This is a genomic window from Streptosporangium sp. G12 (genome assembly GCF_052983175.1).
In genome coordinates, this window is sequence record NZ_JBRIQO010000006.1 from 19133 (window position 1) to 34853 (window position 15721).

The following is a 15721-nucleotide window of genomic DNA, read 5'->3' on the forward strand; positions in this document are numbered from 1 at the left end:
GCTGAGGTAACCCGCGGGGAGGCCTCTGAGGGTTGGTGGGCATGGTGTTGTGGGGGCCGGTCCGGCCTCCACCTTCTTCGAGGAGGGCCACCGTCGCTCGCGTCCGATGAAGGGTCCCACCAGGTGCCGCAGACCGTACGCGTAGAGGCAGGGACGGCAGTGATTCAACTGATCGTTTCAGAACGAGGTCCCGGGACGGCGGACCGCGGGTCGGCCCTGACCATGGGCTGTCTGTTGAGCCGCCGCGCGGGCCTGGCAGGATTGTCGGATGATCCGGTGTCGTCCCACGCATCTTCTCTTCGACTTCTTCGGCACGCTCGTCGACTACTCGCCGAGCCGGACCGGGCAGGGCTACCAGCGCTCCCACGCCCTGCTGCACGAGTTCGGCGGACGGCTGGGTTATGAGCGGTTCCTGGATGTCTGGTCGGCGATCTGCGCCCGGTTCGACCAGGAGAGCGCGCTCGATGACCGTGAGTTCTCCATGGCCGACATCACGACCGCGTTCCTGCGCGAGGTGCTTCCTTCGGAGCCGACGCCCGGACAGGTGGACGCTTTCGTGAGGACCTATCTCGCCGAGTGGAATGCCCCGGTGCGCCCCCTCGCCGGTATCGACGTCCTGCTCAGCGGGCTGAGCTCGGAGTTTCGCCTGGCGGTGGTGTCCAACACCCATAGCCCGACCATGGTGCCCGAACAGCTCACGGCGATGGGGGTGCTCGGCTTCATGGACGCGGTCGTGCTCTCCGTGAACGTAGGCAGGCGCAAGCCCCACGCGGACATCTATCGGGCGGCACTCCGCCGGCTCGCGGTCTCAGCCCGGGACGTGTGGTTCATCGGCGACTCCTACGAAGCCGACTACGCCGGCCCGCGCCGCATGGGTATGGAGGCGTTTCTGATCGATCCCCAGGGCAGGACATCCGTCCCGCCACATCATCGGCTGGACACGGTTTTCGATCTGCCTCATCGCTTGAGTCCGACTCTCTCGGACCTCCCGGCCGCGACACCACCGCCCAGAACGTGATCTATTGATCGTCCGACGCGCGTTCTCGGATGCCGCGGGCCGGTTCGAGCAGGCGGAGCCGTAACTCCTGGCGCTCGGCGGTCAGCCCGCCTCCAGGGATACCGCACGCCTCCGGTGATACCGCAGCGGACGACCAGCCGTCAGTGTGACTCGATGCCTCAGTGACTGCGGAGGCCACCTTCAGGAAGGTCTTGGCAACCCGTTCCAGCGCCGCCTGGCGAAGCCCGATGTTCAGCGGGTGTACGAGGGCTTGAGGTATTTGAAAGCAGTCATGCCGGAATCGTGGCCAACCGTGTCTGAGCCTGGATCCACCGAGCCGAATCTGACACGAATGCCGTAAAACGCGAGGAATTGCCCTCCGGCCTGGGATGATGGGAGTTCCTGAGGCTTCCGTCAACCACTTCGAGATGGCACCTTCAAAGTGCAAGTCTTTCATGCTCCGGCCAAGACCCATGCGATCTTCGACGAGGAGCACCTGGTCGCCTATGCGGGGCTGGTGTCGGTGATGCGGCTGGCCGAGCGCTGCGGTCTGGACGGGCGGGTGGGCGAGCACGTGGCGAGCGCCGACCCGCCCCTCACTCGCCGAGTGCGGGGGTCAGGTAGCCCACCAGCATCGTCTTCAGCTCGGCGATGAGCTCGGCGGAGCGCTGCGGCGGCGCCGAGGCGACCAGCGGCATGACCGCCTTCACCGTCGCCAGCGACATGGTGGCCAGCGTGAGACAGCGCTCCTGATCCAGGTGCGGGGCGCGTATCGAGAGGACCTGCGCGACGCGCGTGGCGATGCCCACATGGAGCTGCTCGGAGGCCCAGGCCAGGCGGTCGCCGGTCGCCGAGCCGTGCAGCAGTGCCCAGTAGGCGGGGCGGCTGCCCTTGAAGTCGGCGATCTCATCGACGAGTTGGTCGACCAGCTCGGGCAGCGGTATCCGCGTCACGTCGCCGGTCAGCCGCTCGTTCCAGTGCTGCCGCCTGCCGTCGGTGAACCGGGCGAGCAGGGCCTCCAGGATCTCTTCCTTGTTGTGGAAGAACTGGTACAGCGAGCCCGGCGACATCCCGGCTCGCGCGGCGATCGCGTTGGTGGTCGCCTCGGCGTAGCCGATGTCGGCGATCACCTCCTCCGCCGCGTCGAGGATCTCCTCCATGCGTTTGAGGCCGCGCGCCTGGCGGCGTACGGGCTTGCGTGTCTCGACCACGGATCACCGTCCACGTTGACAAATGCGAGCTTTTACTTGTATTTCTGGTTCCAACACTAAATGCGAGTAGTTTACCGACTTCGGGGTTGATCAAGATGATCGTCCGCACCCATGCCCCTCCGGTGGCCGCGCCGCCGGTGCCCCCGCTGCGCCGCCTCGGCTACCTGCTGGTACGGCGACGCCGCCTGGTGATGATCCTGGCCCTGCTCGGCACGGTCGTCATGGGCGCGCTGGCGGCCGGCACCGTGAGCGGGCTGTCCCTCGCCCGCTACGACGCGCCGGGCTCGGAGTCCGACCAGGCGCAGAACGAGCTGGCCGAGCGGTTCGGCACGGGTAGTGCCGACCTCGTCCTGCTCGTCACCGCCAGGGGCGGGAACGTGGACGACCCCGCCGTGGCCGCCGCCGGCCAGGAGCTGACGAGCCGGCTGGCGGCCTTCGACGGCGTGGCCGAGGCCGCCTCCTACTGGTCGCGGGGCACCCCCGCGACGCTGCGCAGCGAGAACCGCGCGCACGCGCTCGTGCTCGCACGCATCCCGGGGGACGCCAACCTGGTCAGGGGACGGATCCTGCCGCGAATCATCCCCGAGGTGACCCGAGGCGACGACACGATCACCGTTCAGGCGGGCGGCGGGGAGGAGGTCTACCGCCAGACCGTCCCGCTGGCCAGGCAGGACTTCGTGCGGGCCGAGATGGTGATCTTTCCGCTGGTGTTCATACTGCTCTGGATCTTCCTGCGCCGCCTGGTGGCCGCCGTGGTGCCCATCGTGCTGGGCGTCTTCGTGATGGTGGTCTCGCTGGCCCTGATCCGCCTGCCGCTGCTCTACTCCGATGTCTCCACCTTCGCGCTCAACCTGACGCTGGCGCTCGGCCTCGGCCTCGGCATCGACTACGCGCTGTTCATAGTCTCGCGGTTCCGCGAGGAGGTACGGCTGGGCCATGACCGGCACGAGGCGGTCGCCAGAAGCGTCGAGAAGGCAGGCCGTACGGTGATCTTCAGTGGGGTGACCGTGGCGGCCTCGCTCGCGGTGCTGCTGCTGATGCCCTTCGACTTCTTCCGGTCCTTCGGCTACGCGGGGATCGCGGTGGTCATCGGGGGAGTGGTCGGTGCCATGATCGTCTTGCCCGCGGTGCTCGCCGCGATCGGTGACCGGGTGCTGCCCCGCCGTACGAAGGAGGAGAACGGCACGTTCTGGCGCGGCCTGGCCACGCGCGTCATGCGCAAGCCGCTGATCTTCGGCGGAGTGGCGACGGCGGTGCTCCTGCTGCTCGGCTCGCCCTTCCTCGGGCTGAACTTCGGCGTCGCCGACGATCGCATCCTGCCCACCTCGGCGCCGGCGCGGCAGACCTCCGAGGTGATCCGGGCGGAGTTCCCCGCGGAGGAGAGCGACGCGCTGCAGGTCGTCTCCGCCGGGGCCGCCGACGCGGCGGGGGTGCCCGGCTACGCGGCCGCGCTGTCGCGGCTGCCCGGGGTCGCCCAGGTGGACTCGGCGGCGGGATCCTACGCCGAGGGGCAGCGGGTCGGCGACGGCGATCCCGGGCGGTTCCAGGGCGACGAGGGGACCTGGCTGTCCGTGGTGCCGACCGCGGAGCTGATGGAGCGTGATCCGGTGGGCCTGGTGCGGGACGTGCGGGCGCAGGCGGCGCCGTTCGAGGTGCTGGTCGGCGGCTACCCAGCAGAGCTCGGCGACTACCGGCAGGCGGTGGTGGACCGGCTCCCGCTGCTGCTCGGGCTGATCCTCGTGGTGACGTTCGTCATCCTGTTCCTGATGACGGGAAGCCTGCTGATCCCGTTGAAGGCCACGGTGCTCAACCTGCTGAGCCTGTCGGTGATGCTGGGCGCGCTCGTGTGGATCTACCAGGATGGGAACCTGTCGGGCCTGCTCGGCTTCACCGCGACGGGCACCCTCGATCCGAGCATTCCCATCCTGATGTTCTGCATCGGGTACGGGCTCTCGATGGACTACGAGGTGTTCCTGCTGTCGCGGATCAAGGAGGAGTACGACCGCACGGGCGACACCGTCGCCGCCGTCACGGCAGGGCTCCAGCGCAGTGCTCCGCTGATCACCGCCGCCGGTGCGATCCTGGCGATCTCCTTCGCGGCCTATGTCACCGCGGGCGTCTCCTTCGTGCAGATGCTCGGCGTCGGGATGGCGGTGGCGATCCTGGTGGATGCCACGATCATCCGGGCGATCATGGTGCCGGCCTTCATGCGGCTCGCGGGCCGGGCCAACTGGTGGGCGCCCGGCCCCCTGCGGCGGCTGCACGCGCGGATCGGGCTGAGCGAGTGATCCGGGCGCGCCCGGTTGTTCGCGTCCACCCGGGCGCGCCCGGGGTTCAGGTGAGGTCTCGGGCCCAGATCTGCTCCACGACGGGCTCGCGCTGCTCGGCGACGCCGCACGCGACCGGGTCCTGGTGTTGGTCACCGACGGCCAGGTCGACAACGAGGACCAGATCCTGGAGCGGGTGAGCGCGGGCCTGTCCGGGGTGCGGGGCCGCGTCTCACCAACCGAAACGGCCCTCGCGGAGGAATTGGACCGAAGAATGCTCACAAGAATTCACGCCGTGGATCCAGGCTGAGAGGAATGCTTCTCCGGCAATTTGATCTCTACGCGAGATGGTCACGCACAGCGCCTTTGACGATGCTCGCGAGGATATTGTGAATCGCCTCCAGGGCACTCGATGTAAGCCCCTTACGTGAGGAAATCTAAGAGTCTATGGCAAGAGGCCCGACGCCAAGGTCTTCCCGCATTATCGCTCGTAGGGCCACAAGCGCGAGCGTGTACGACTTCTCTGCTTATTCGAAGGCAGACGAATTATCCGCGCCGCTGACAACGACCGCAGCCCTTACCGATCGCAATTGTGCTATTACGGTCTCAGCCGCATCCACTACTGTCTACGGGGCAGTGATCAGCAAGCGTTCACCTGCGCTCCAGACCTGGGAATCGTGGAGTATCTCTCGTGCTGCCTTCTCGTGCGACCGGCCGTCCGGAGCGCCCCAGTTGGCCAAACGCCGGTATGACTCGCGAGCACTGTGGAGGGCTCCCAGGAACTCGACATAGACGGATCGCCGAGTATCGCGCATTCGTTGGTCTTGATCGCGTCGCCATTTTGCGCGATCGACCACGAGCGTGGATCCCACGCCGATGAATGCCCCAAGGAGTGTCGTCGCGAACGGCAGCCAATCCATACGTCGATCATAGAACGGGCTCATGATCTCCGACTTGACTTTCTCGCTCGGTATGCGACTCTTCAGCCGATCGTACCCGGCGACGTCCATGTGCCGGCGACCGCCGATGCGGTGAGGCTTTTCATCCCGATGGCCTGGTGCGGCAGATCCGCGTGGAACGGTGCCCCCGGTGAACTCGCGAGAACTTGCAGCGGGGTGATCCACCGGCTGACTGTGAGCGGTGCGGGGCCGTGCGATCGATGTCCGGCCGGTGGCCGCACCGGAGGCCACCGGCCGCGGGGCGAGGCGGTCAGAGGTTGTAGCCGCCGGAGACCTCGATGTCCTGCGCGGTCATCCAGCGGCATTCCTCGGTCAGCAGTGTCGCGATCACCATGCCGATGTCGTCGGGTTCGCCGAGCCGTCCGAGGGCGGTCCTGGCCGCGAGCGCGGGGATCACCTCGGGGTGGCGTTCGAACGCGTCGCCGCCGATGCGGGTGCGGGTGGAACCGGGGGAGACGGAGTTGACGCGGATACCGCGCTCGCTGAACTCCTTGGCCAGATAGCGGGTCAGCACGACCAGACCGCCCTTCATGGTGCCGTAGGCGGAGTAGCCGGGCTCCAGGCCGGAGAACAGGGCCGCGTTGCTCGTGGTGTTGACGATCGCGCCGCCGTCGGCCAGCAACGGCAGCAGGGTCTGGGTCAGGAAGTACGGGCCCTTGAGCAGCACCCGCATGAGCGTGTCGAACATCTCCTCGGTCGTGTCCTCGAACATCGCCATCTGGCCGAAGCCGGCGTTGTTGACCAGGAAGTCGAACGTGTCGCGCCGCCAGGTGTCGCGCAGCGCCCCGGCGACGGACTCGCGGAAGGCCGGGAACGTCTCCGAGCGGCCGACGGCCAGCGGCAGCGCGACGGCGGTGCCGCCGGCCTTCTCGATCGTCGCCACCGTGTCCAGGGCTCCGGGCTCGTTGCCGTGATAGGTCAGGATCACTCCCGTTCCGCGCCTGGCGATCTGGATGGCGGCGCTCTGCCCGATACCGGAGCTGGCACCGGTGACGATGGCTACCTGCATGATTGGACTCTCCTGTTCGTTCGTGGAGGGGGCACCGGCTCGGCGGTGCCGGCTTTCGTGTGTTCAGGCCGACGGGTCCGGGATCCGCGGTGTGTTCAGGCCGCCGGGTTCAGGACCCGGGCGAGCCAGTCGCCGCGCGTCCGGCGCGCCGTGGCCGAGACGCGCGCCTGCGGGTACAGCGCGTCGAATCCGTGGAAGCCTCCCGCCCAGACGTGGAGCTCCGCCTGACCGCCCGCCGCCCAGATCCTGGTGGCGTAGTCGACGTCCTCGTCGCGGAAGACCTCGGCCGTGCCGGCGTCGATGTAGGTGGTCGGCAGGCCCGAGAGATCGTCGGCCACCGCGGGGGAGACGTAGCCGGGCACGTCCTGGCCGGCGAGGTCACCGAGAACCGATCGCCATCCGAACTCGTTCATCTCGCGGGTCCAGACGCCTTCCCCGCCGGAGAACTGCCTGCTGGAGGTGGTGACGTTGCGGTGGTCGAGCATGGGGCAGATCAGCACCTGGGCGGCGATCGCCGGGGCGCCGCGGTCGCGTGCCATCAGCGTGACTCCGGCGGCGAGGCCACCCCCGGCGCTGGCGCCCGCGACGACGACGCGGGTGGGATCGACGCCCAGCTCGCCGGCGTGCTCGGCGACCCAGAGCAGACCGTGGTAGCAGTCCTCGACCAGCGTCGTGCCGCCGGCCTCCGGCGCCAGCCGGTAGTCCACGGAGATCACGACGGCGCCGAGCCGGTCGAGCCAGTCGAGGGGGATGTCGATCTGCGAGAAGCGGTCTCCCATGACCATCCCGCCGCCGTGGATCCAGTAGACGCACGGTGCCGCCGCGGCGCGATCGGTGCCGGCGGGGCTGAGGACCGACAGCGGGAGCCGCGTGCCGTCCGGGGTGGGGATGGTGAGCTCCCTGCGGTCGACGGCACGGCCGTCGAGGAGGGAGTCGATCGGCGTCGACGGGAACCGGCGCAGCTGGGCGAGCACATCGGGGTTGAGCTCGGACATGAGCGGCATCTCCGCGAGAAGAGCGCGCAGCTCGGGGTCGAGGTCGGGGCGTGCCGGTGTCATGGCGGGGTTCCTTTTACTGAGGTTCGCTGGGGTCGGCGGGGGTCGGCCGGGGTTCTCAGAAGGCGGCCTTGCCGCCGACCGGCACCTCGTCGGTGTACCGGGACTCGCCGGCGAGCAGCGGCTGGAGTTTGGCGACCAGCGCCTGCGCCTCCTCGGTCGCGAAGAACCTGCCGTGGGCCTCTTCGCTGGTCCAGCCCTCGGTGACGGAGACGATGTCCGGGTCGCCGGCCGATCGGCTGACCAGGAAGACGACGCAGTCCTCGTTCGACAGGGACGGTGCGTCGAGCAGGAACGCGACCAGCTCGTCACCCCTGCCGGGCTGCGCGGTCATGGTGGCGTGGAAACCGTGGTCGACGGCCATGGGGGTATCTCCTCATTCGTGGAGCGCTCTTGCGCCCCTGGGATTTCGATATGCCCATGTAAGCATCGCTGCCAGCGGAAACGTTAGAACGATGCTCTCGACCTCTTGCCTGATCCTATCGCTGTGAGAATTATCAGGCTTGTGCTTCAATCGGGTCATGGACCTTGACGAGCTGCGCGCCCTGCTCGCCCGCCATGCCCGGCCCGACATGACCACCGACATCGACGGCGTCCTGGTCTCGAAGGTCGAGGAGCCGGATCCGCCGTCGCCGTCGATGTCGGGCACGGTGCTGGCACTCATCGCGCAGGGCGCGAAACGGATCGCGCTGGGCGACCGCGTGTACGAGTACCGTGCCGGGCAGTATCTCGTCGCCTCGGTTGACATGCCGATCACCGGCCACTTCACCGAGGCGAGCCCCGAGCGGCCGGCGATGGGCTTCGGCCTGATCCTGCACCCGGCCACCGTCGCCGAGCTGTTGCTGCAGGCGGCCCCCGGCGACCTCCCGCCCGGTGGCGGCACGCCGTCCGGCATGGCCGTCAGCGACGCGCCCGACGCGCTCGTCGACGCGGTGATCCGGCTGCTGCGCCTGCTCGACCGGCCACGCGACGTGGCGGTGCTCGCACCGCTGATCAAGCGGGAGATCCTCTGGCGGCTCGTCACCGGCGAGCAGGGCGCCGTCGTACGCCAGCTCGGCCTCGCCGACAGCAACCTCACCCACGTCGCCCGGGCGGTCCGGTGGATCCGCGACCACTACACGCAGTCCTTCCGGGTGGAGGACGTGGCGCAGCTGTCCGGCATGAGCGTCTCCGCGTTCTACCGCAACTTCCAGGCGGTCACCGCCATGAGCCCCATCCAGTTCCAGAAGCAGATCCGGCTGCAGGAGGCCCGGCTGCTGCTCGCCGCACATCCCCACGACGTCACCGGGGTCGGCTACCGCGTCGGCTACGAAAGCCCGTCCCAGTTCAGCCGCGAGTATCGCCGCCAGTTCGGCGCGCCACCGAGCGAGGACGCCGCCCGCCTGCGCGGAAGGACACCCGGCACCGCACCGGCCCTGGTGTAGGAGCCGGGGCGGATCGTCGCTGAACCAGCTCGTATCCAGGTGCGTAGCTGGGGGTGTCAGAGGCGTTGGACGTCCGCCAGGAGGAGGCCCCAGTTGGCCGGTCCCACCGATCGCAGCCGAGTGCGCACCGCAGCGCACAGCCCGTCGTACTTCTCGCTCATGCGGGCCGCGCCGGAGCAGCCGGAGCAGGGGGAGGAACTGGTCGACTTCTGCATCCCCTGCAACCCCTACTTCCCCACACCCGAGGTCTTCGGCATCCTGGAACGCAACCTCGGCACGATCCTGAAGTTCTACCCCAGCGACGCCGACACGATCACCGCCGAGCTCTGCGGGGTGCTGGGCCTGAACCCGCAGACCGTCGTGATGGGCAACGGGTCGACGGAACTCATCACCTGGATCGACCACCTGCTGGTCAGGGAGAGCCTGGCCGTGCCGATCCCCACGTTCGGCCGCTGGACCGACCAGCCGATGGAGACCGGCAAGCGGGTGGACATGTACCCGCTGCCGGAGAACCAGGGGTTCGCGCTGGACGTGGACGCCTTCGTCAACTTCGTCCGGCATCGCGGCTCCCGGGTGGCGGTCATCTGCAACCCGAACAATCCCGACGGGGGCTACCTGCGCCGCCACGAGGTCATCGCCCTGCTCGACAGGCTCGTCGACCTCGACCTGGTCGTGGTGGACGAGTCGTTCATCGACTTCGTCGACGCCGAGCCGTACCCGAGCGTCGCGAACGAGGCCGCCATCCGGCCCAACGTGGTCGTGCTGAAGAGCCTCGGCAAGAACTTCGGGCTGCACGGCATCCGCTTCGGCTACATGGTGGCCAACCCCGCGCTGGCGGGCAGGGTGCGGCGCGCCCTGCCCAAGTGGAACCTGAACTCCTTCGCCGAGACCGTGGTCTTCATGATCCGCCAGCACATGTCCGAGTATCTGGACAGCCTCCGGCTGCTCGCCCTGGACCGCGAGTCGATGCGCTACCAGCTGACCCGGGTCCCCGGCCTCACCGTCTTCCCCTCCCAGGGCAACTTCCTGCTGGTACGGCTCCCCGGCGGCAGGGACGGCGCCGCGCTGCGCGACCAGCTGCTCGACGAGCACAACCTCTTCGTCCGCGAGTGCGGCGACAAACTCGGCATGACCAGCCAGTTCATGCGCCTGGTGGTCCGGCCGGAGCGGGACGTGCGGCGCCTGATCAGCGGGCTGTACGCCGTCCTCTACGAGAGCGGGAACCGGTCGCTGAGCTCGGTGCCGCCGCCCCTGCCGGCACCGACCCCGACGCCTCTGTACGACCCGCTGCCCGCGTCCCTCTCGACACCCCTGCAGACGCAGACGCCCCTGTACGAGGGTGACCGCCGCTTCGACATGCTGTCGGCCGTGCCGCCCTCCATCTGAGACGCCCGCACCCGGCCGCCGGGCCCTCGCCGAGGATCCGGGAGTCCACGAAGCCGGCCGAGGGACTTCTCCGTGCGGACCTGGAAGAACGGTTCGAGGCGCGTTGACCGCATACCCTGCTCGTTGTGGCAGACCGCGTACTCTTTTTGTCGTAGTACGTCGTAGTACGTCGTAGTACGTCGTAGTACGTCGTAGTACGTCGTAGTAAGAGCCGGACAGTGGACGGATCTCAGCGAGGAGGCACCCGTGCCGGACGCGGTATGGATCCTGGGCGGCTACCAGAGCGACTTCGCCCGCAACTGGTCGCGGGCCGGTCAGGGGTTCGCCGAGCTCACCGGGGAGGTCGTGCGCGGCACCCTCGACGACGCCGGTCTCACCGCCTCCGACGTGGACGTCATCCACGTCGGCAACGCCTTCGGCCAGCTCTTCACCGGACAGGGGCAGCTGGGCGGCATGCCCGCCACCGTCGAGCCCGGGCTGTGGGAGATCCCCTCGGCCAGGCACGAGGCGGCCTGCGCCTCCGGCGGCGTCGCCGCGCTGGCCGCGATGGCCGACATCGAGTCCGGGCGCTACGACTGTGCCCTGGTCCTCGGCCTGGAGCTGGAGCGCACCGTGCCCGGCGACCTCGCCGCCGGGCACCTCGGCGCCGCCGCGTGGGTGGGCCACGAGGGACAGGACGCGAAGTTCGTGTGGCCCCACATGTTCAGCGCCCTCGCCGACGAGTACGACCGGCGCCACGGCCTCGACGACGCCCATCTGCGGGCCGTCGCCGAGCTCAACTTCCGCAACGCCAGGGCCAATCCCAACGCGCAGACGCGCGGGTGGACGTTCACCGAGGCGAGCTTCGCCGCCGACGACGAGGCCAACCCGGTGGTGGAGGGCAGGCTGCGGCGTACGGACTGCAGCCAGATCACCGACGGCGGCGCCGGGGTGGTGCTGGTCGGGAAGCGTTTCCTGTCCCGCCACCCCGGACTCGCGCGCGAGGGCCGCCTCGCCCGGGTGCTCGGCTGGGGGCACCGGACCGTCGGGCTCCCGCTGGCGATGAAGCTGGAGCGCAGCCGCGACGAGCCGTACGTGCTGCCGCACGTGCGCAACGCGGTGCTCGACGCGTTCTCCCGCGCGGGTGTCGGCGGCGTCGACGACCTGGACGGCATCGAGACGCACGACTGCTTCACCATGTCGCAGTACGCCGCGATCGACCACTTCGGCATCACCGGACCCGGTGAGAGCTGGAAGGCCATCGAGAACGGCGACCTGGAGATCGGCGGGCGCATCCCCGTCAACCCGAGCGGCGGTCTCATCGGCGGCGGCCACCCGGTCGGCGCCACCGGGGTCCGGATGCTCCTCGACGCCGCCCGCCAGGTCACCGGCAGGGCCGGTGCCTACCAGGTCGAGGGGGCGCGCCGGTTCGGCACGCTCAACATCGGCGGCAGTACCACCACGACCGTCGGTTTCGTCGTCGGGGCCGGGTAGTCGAGGCGGAGGGCGCCCGGGGGGCCGTCGCGGCGCTGGACGCGCACGGCCACCCGTACCGGATCCTGCACGTCGCGGTGACGGACATGCGTCATGTCAAGATTCGCCGGAAAGGCCGGCAGGCGGGCGGCTGAACCGGCAGGCTCCCGCCCTCCGGTGAGGGCGGGAGCCGGTTCCCGCGCGATCAGGAGGCGGGCGGGAGCCGGTTCCCGCGCGATCAGGAGGCGGGCGGTGGCGCGCTTCCGTTGTAGAACGGGTTCTCGGGCAATCGCCCGGGCGTGACGAGCAGCCGGATCACCCCGGCCTTCACCTGCCAGGCGTTCCAGACGGTCCAGTCACGTCCGACGCTGTCGGCGGGGAGCGGCTCGAAGGACAGCCCGCCCGTCTTCGCGTCGATCCGGATGAGGCTGAACACCGTGGCCAGGTCGCGTTTCCGCGCCTCGGTCAGGATCTCGTCCACCGGGCGGCCGTCCCTCAGCCGTACCCCGGCGAACATCTCGCCGGGAGCCATGGCCAGGTCGAAGTTCGCGTACTCCTCTCCCTGCCTCGCCTGGCGCCCCAGCCTGACGTCCACCTTGCCGGTGAATCCGGCGGGAATCCGCATCACCATCACGCACCCGGCGTCCCTGCCCGGCTCGCATCTCCCGGGGGCCGTCTCCATCGAGAGGGGGACACCGCCGAACCGGGGACCGGAGGGATCCGGCGGCGTCCCCGTGTCGGGCCCGTCGTCACCCGAGATCATCATTCCCATGATCTCTCCGACGCCGCCCGGCGAGACGGGCACCGGGCGCAGCGTGATGTCCAGGCCGACCGCGCGGAACGCCTCGGTGTACCTGGCGTGGTCGGCGAACGGGTCCTTGATGCGGGCGACGTACTGCTCACCGTCCAGCACGATGTCAACGGCGGAGTTCGCGTAGCTCGTGGCGCTCCCGTCACGCAACAGGCCGGGGCCGGCGACGAGTGCGGCGACGAGCACCCCGGAGGTGAGCGCCCCGGTCACCAGGCGCGGTCTCCACGACCGGCGGTGCGACGGCGAGGCCGCGGGGACCTCGGACCCGGATTCGGACACGATCGACGCCAGCAGTGCCCGCGCCCCCGCGGCGGACACCTGACCGGCCAGCTCGTCGTCGCGGACGCGGGGCGGCGGGCCCACCCGCTCATCGGTGTTCTTCACGAGGACCTCCACGTCGGGACCCGTGCGGCCCGGCTCATCGGGGTGAATTCGATCCCGGCCTCCGCCAGCCCGCGCGAGAAGCGCCGGCGGGCCCGGTGGAGCCGGATGCGTACGGCGTTGCGGGAACGGCCCAGGACGGACGCGATCTCTCCGGCGTCCAGGCCCTCCCAGACCACGAGCGACAGCACCTCGCGATCGTCGTCGGACAGTTCACGAAAGACCCGTCCGATCGCCCCGAGTTCCATCCCCTCCGCGGGCGGCGCGGCGCGGGCGTAGAGATCGGCGACGTCCTCGCGCAGCGCCGTCTGGTGGGTGTGACGGCGGATCAGGCCCCGGCGGTGGTTGGCCAGGACGTTGCGTGCCACGCCGTACAGCCACAGCCTCGCCTGCTCGCCGGGTGGCAGGTCGTCCACCCGGCGCCACGCGATCTCGAACGTCTCGGCCACCACGTCGGCCGCGTCCTCCGGGGAGTCGCAGCGGCGCGTCGCGTAGCCGAGGATCCGTTCGTACGTGTCGAGATAGACCTGCTCGAACCGGGCTCTTCGGTCGTCAAGCACGGGCGGTTCCCATGGCAGGAGGCCTCCTCTGGTGGGGGTCGTGGACACCCATCCATGTCGAAGGCGCCGACATCATTTCTCTCAGACCCGGAAATTTCTGGAAACGCCGCTCAGCCGGTGGCCGGTGCCCGGCCGATGCCCGCCTCGACGCGCTCGACGGCGATCATCGCGCCGAAGGCGAGCAGGTGCAGCAGGCAGTGGTCGCTGTACCGGTCGCCACGCCAGCGGGCGACGTCGTCCTCGGTGACCTGGTCCGGCGCCAGCGCCGCGAGGATCGCCAGGGTCGCCCCGGCGCGGTCGCCGGGGGACAGCGCGTCGAGCGAGGTGGCGGGCCACCCGTCGTCGGCGGGGAGATAGTCGCCGAGGTGACGGCCGACGGTGTCGCGTACCGCCGCGCGGGCGTCCTCGGACAGCAGGAACCCGCCCTTCGCCGCCGAGTCCCGCAGTGCCGCGTACGCGGGTCCGACGGGGCTTTCCCCCGCCCAGGCGGGTACGGGCCCGGCCTCGCCGTCCTTCAGAAGGAGAAGGCCGTCGCCGGAGCGGCGCCGCTCGACGGCGCGGGCGATCGGCGCGCCCTCGAAGGGGCGTGCGGTGTCCGACTCCCGCATGCCGCCGGGAAGCAGGTGCTCCGCGAGCAGTATCAGGACCATGCGGTTGACGAAGTGCAGCGCCAGCGCGGTCCCGACGTACTCCGGGGCGAGCGCCTCGGGGACGGGCGGCGCCCCCGGGGCCGGCGAGCCCGGGGCGCCGGTGGACCTCGCCCACCGGACGACGGCCGCGGCGTCCTCGTCCGCCGGGTCGTCACCGCGGCGGAGCGCCCGCGCGATGTCGCCTCCCCCGGACAGCTCGAGGAAGACCAGATGTCCGGCTATGTCGTACTCACACCGGTTGACCTGGGAGACGGAGACCGCGACGGCCTCCTTGTGCCGGCGGGGAACGGACCCGGCCAGCAGCGACTCGCGCAGCAGCGCCCAGCCAGGGGCGAGCAGTTCGGGGGCGGGGGACATCATCATGACCGCCGGGCCGATGCTGCTGAACTCGGCGTCGACCTGGTCGTAGACGGCGGCCACCTGCCCGGTGGCGGTCTCGGGCGGCACCGGGGTGACGTGGCGGAAGAGGGAGGGCATCGAGCGGTCCTTTCGCTGACGGTCGCGCTGCCGGAGGGGGTGTGCCCGGAGCACACCGGGTCGAGGCGTGCCGGGACGGTTCCCCCGAACGAGCGTGGGCTGCGATCGTCGCCCCTGTGCCGGCCCGCGGTCGTGGTACCCGGGGAGGTTCTTTCGGCTACGCCGCGAGGAGCAGGGGAGGCGGCGGAACTACCGCGCCGGGATCAGCGCCGCCACCGCACGGGATCGACGGTCGCGTCCGGCCTTCCGGTGACGCCGAGGACGGGGACGCCTGAGAACCGGGACGTCTTCGAGGCCGCCGGGGAGCGCGGCGGTTCCCGCGGTGGCGGTGCCGCGCGAGGGGAGCACCCCGTCCCTCTCGGCGGCGCGCTGCGCGTGGCGGACGGGACGGTGACCGAATGGCTGGAATACTACGACCGGGCCACCCCGCTGCGCGGGACGGCTCCCGGTACGGACTTCGCGGCATGGCGACCCCCGCCCCGCAGGGCTCGGGGCACTCGGTTCCGCGACGCCGGACTCCGGGACGCCGGGCTCCGAGGTGTCCAGGCCGGGCCCGCCCGGTCATCGTCCGTCCGGGTCCGGCTCGTGGGGGGCCGGACCCGGCGGGCCGTCGGCGGCTCCCGGGGAGCCGCCGTGACCGGCGAGGACGTGACCCGCCACCTCTCCGGGCGGGTCGCGGGCCACCGGAGGCGCTTCGGGCGTCCGCCGTCGACGGGCTTTGCGCGCGACGCGGCCAGGAAGGTGCGCGAGGAGGTGCTCACCGGCCCCGGCCGGAGCGCTGAGCGAACGCCTCGGACCGTGGTCGGGAAATCGCACTCGGTATCCGTCGTGTACTTTCTCGCGTAATGTGCGAGGTATTGCACACTTCGTGTCACCGGATACTTACCGAACGCAGAAATCGTCGAACGCGCGAAATCCGGCCGCACGTACGGCCATCAATGGCCACGGCCTCTTCACCGCCGGCCGCATTCGTGAACCGCCGTACGCGTTGGCGTGAGTGGATCGGTCCCATTCCGGGAAAACCCGCATGAACTCCAGAGAACACCAGGTGGGAGCGGGTGGGAGTGGGCATCGCGAGTCTC

13 protein-coding genes are annotated in these 15721 nt (G+C 70.0%); 6 read left to right on the plus strand and 7 right to left on the minus strand.

Annotated elements, in window-relative coordinates:
- Positions 1 to 268 precede the first annotated feature (268 nt).
- A complete protein-coding gene (locus ACVCAG_RS10875; RefSeq protein WP_440083199.1) occupies positions 269 to 1018 on the plus strand; it encodes an HAD-IA family hydrolase in 750 nt (249 codons plus the stop codon).
- A gap of 575 nt (positions 1019 to 1593) precedes the next feature.
- On the opposite strand, the gene ACVCAG_RS10880 is transcribed toward ACVCAG_RS10875, so the two are convergent.
- On the minus strand, positions 1594 to 2208 hold the full coding sequence (locus tag ACVCAG_RS10880) for a TetR/AcrR family transcriptional regulator (RefSeq protein WP_440083200.1): 615 nt from the start codon (positions 2206 to 2208) through the stop codon (positions 1594 to 1596).
- A 95-nt stretch (positions 2209 to 2303) separates the two neighbouring features.
- Between ACVCAG_RS10880 and ACVCAG_RS10885 the strand changes: the two genes are divergently transcribed.
- A complete protein-coding gene (locus ACVCAG_RS10885; protein ID WP_440083489.1) occupies positions 2304 to 4496 on the plus strand; it encodes an MMPL family transporter in 2193 nt (730 codons plus the stop codon).
- A 1188-nt stretch (positions 4497 to 5684) separates the two neighbouring features.
- Here ACVCAG_RS10885 and ACVCAG_RS10890 read toward each other — a convergent pair.
- The 3 genes from ACVCAG_RS10890 to ACVCAG_RS10900 all read right to left on the minus strand — a co-directional run bounded on the left by ACVCAG_RS10890 (position 5685) and on the right by ACVCAG_RS10900 (position 7862).
- Complete coding sequence (locus ACVCAG_RS10890) at positions 5685 to 6443, minus strand: SDR family oxidoreductase (RefSeq protein WP_440083201.1); 759 nt, start codon at positions 6441 to 6443, stop codon at positions 5685 to 5687.
- 95 nt (positions 6444 to 6538) lie between these two features.
- Positions 6539 to 7501 (minus strand): alpha/beta hydrolase, encoded by a 963-nt coding sequence (locus ACVCAG_RS10895; protein ID WP_447189794.1) that lies wholly within the window; start codon positions 7499 to 7501, stop codon positions 6539 to 6541.
- Between the two features lie 55 nt (positions 7502 to 7556).
- The gene (locus ACVCAG_RS10900; RefSeq protein WP_440083203.1) at positions 7557 to 7862 is read right to left on the minus strand and encodes an antibiotic biosynthesis monooxygenase; all 306 of its coding nucleotides are present in this window, start codon (positions 7860 to 7862) and stop codon (positions 7557 to 7559) included.
- A gap of 157 nt (positions 7863 to 8019) precedes the next feature.
- Here ACVCAG_RS10900 and ACVCAG_RS10905 point away from each other — a divergent pair, with 157 nt between their 5' ends.
- From ACVCAG_RS10905 to ACVCAG_RS10915, 3 genes are all read left to right on the plus strand, one after another.
- The gene (locus ACVCAG_RS10905; protein ID WP_440083204.1) at positions 8020 to 8922 is read left to right on the plus strand and encodes an AraC family transcriptional regulator N-terminal domain-containing protein; all 903 of its coding nucleotides are present in this window, start codon (positions 8020 to 8022) and stop codon (positions 8920 to 8922) included.
- 120 nt (positions 8923 to 9042) lie between these two features.
- Positions 9043 to 10308 (plus strand): aminotransferase class I/II-fold pyridoxal phosphate-dependent enzyme, encoded by a 1266-nt coding sequence (locus tag ACVCAG_RS10910; RefSeq protein ID WP_440083205.1) that lies wholly within the window; start codon positions 9043 to 9045, stop codon positions 10306 to 10308.
- A gap of 246 nt (positions 10309 to 10554) precedes the next feature.
- Positions 10555 to 11781 (plus strand): acetyl-CoA acetyltransferase, encoded by a 1227-nt coding sequence (locus tag ACVCAG_RS10915; protein WP_440083206.1) that lies wholly within the window; start codon positions 10555 to 10557, stop codon positions 11779 to 11781.
- A 217-nt stretch (positions 11782 to 11998) separates the two neighbouring features.
- Here the strand turns inward: ACVCAG_RS10915 and ACVCAG_RS10920 are convergent, their stop codons facing one another.
- The 3 genes from ACVCAG_RS10920 to ACVCAG_RS10930 all read right to left on the minus strand — a co-directional run bounded on the left by ACVCAG_RS10920 (position 11999) and on the right by ACVCAG_RS10930 (position 14639).
- A complete protein-coding gene (locus tag ACVCAG_RS10920; RefSeq protein WP_440083207.1) occupies positions 11999 to 12955 on the minus strand; it encodes a hypothetical protein in 957 nt (318 codons plus the stop codon).
- Positions 12952 to 13512 (minus strand): sigma-70 family RNA polymerase sigma factor, encoded by a 561-nt coding sequence (locus ACVCAG_RS10925; protein ID WP_440083208.1) that lies wholly within the window; start codon positions 13510 to 13512, stop codon positions 12952 to 12954. The genes ACVCAG_RS10920 and ACVCAG_RS10925 overlap by 4 nt, the downstream gene beginning before the upstream one ends.
- A 110-nt stretch (positions 13513 to 13622) precedes the next feature.
- Complete coding sequence (locus tag ACVCAG_RS10930; RefSeq protein ID WP_440083209.1) at positions 13623 to 14639, minus strand: carboxymuconolactone decarboxylase family protein; 1017 nt, start codon at positions 14637 to 14639, stop codon at positions 13623 to 13625.
- A 249-nt stretch (positions 14640 to 14888) separates the two neighbouring features.
- On the opposite strand from ACVCAG_RS10930, the gene ACVCAG_RS10935 reads away from it, so the two are divergent.
- Positions 14889 to 15485 (plus strand): hypothetical protein, encoded by a 597-nt coding sequence (locus ACVCAG_RS10935; protein WP_447189795.1) that lies wholly within the window; start codon positions 14889 to 14891, stop codon positions 15483 to 15485.
- Positions 15486 to 15721: the final 236 nt, after the last annotated feature.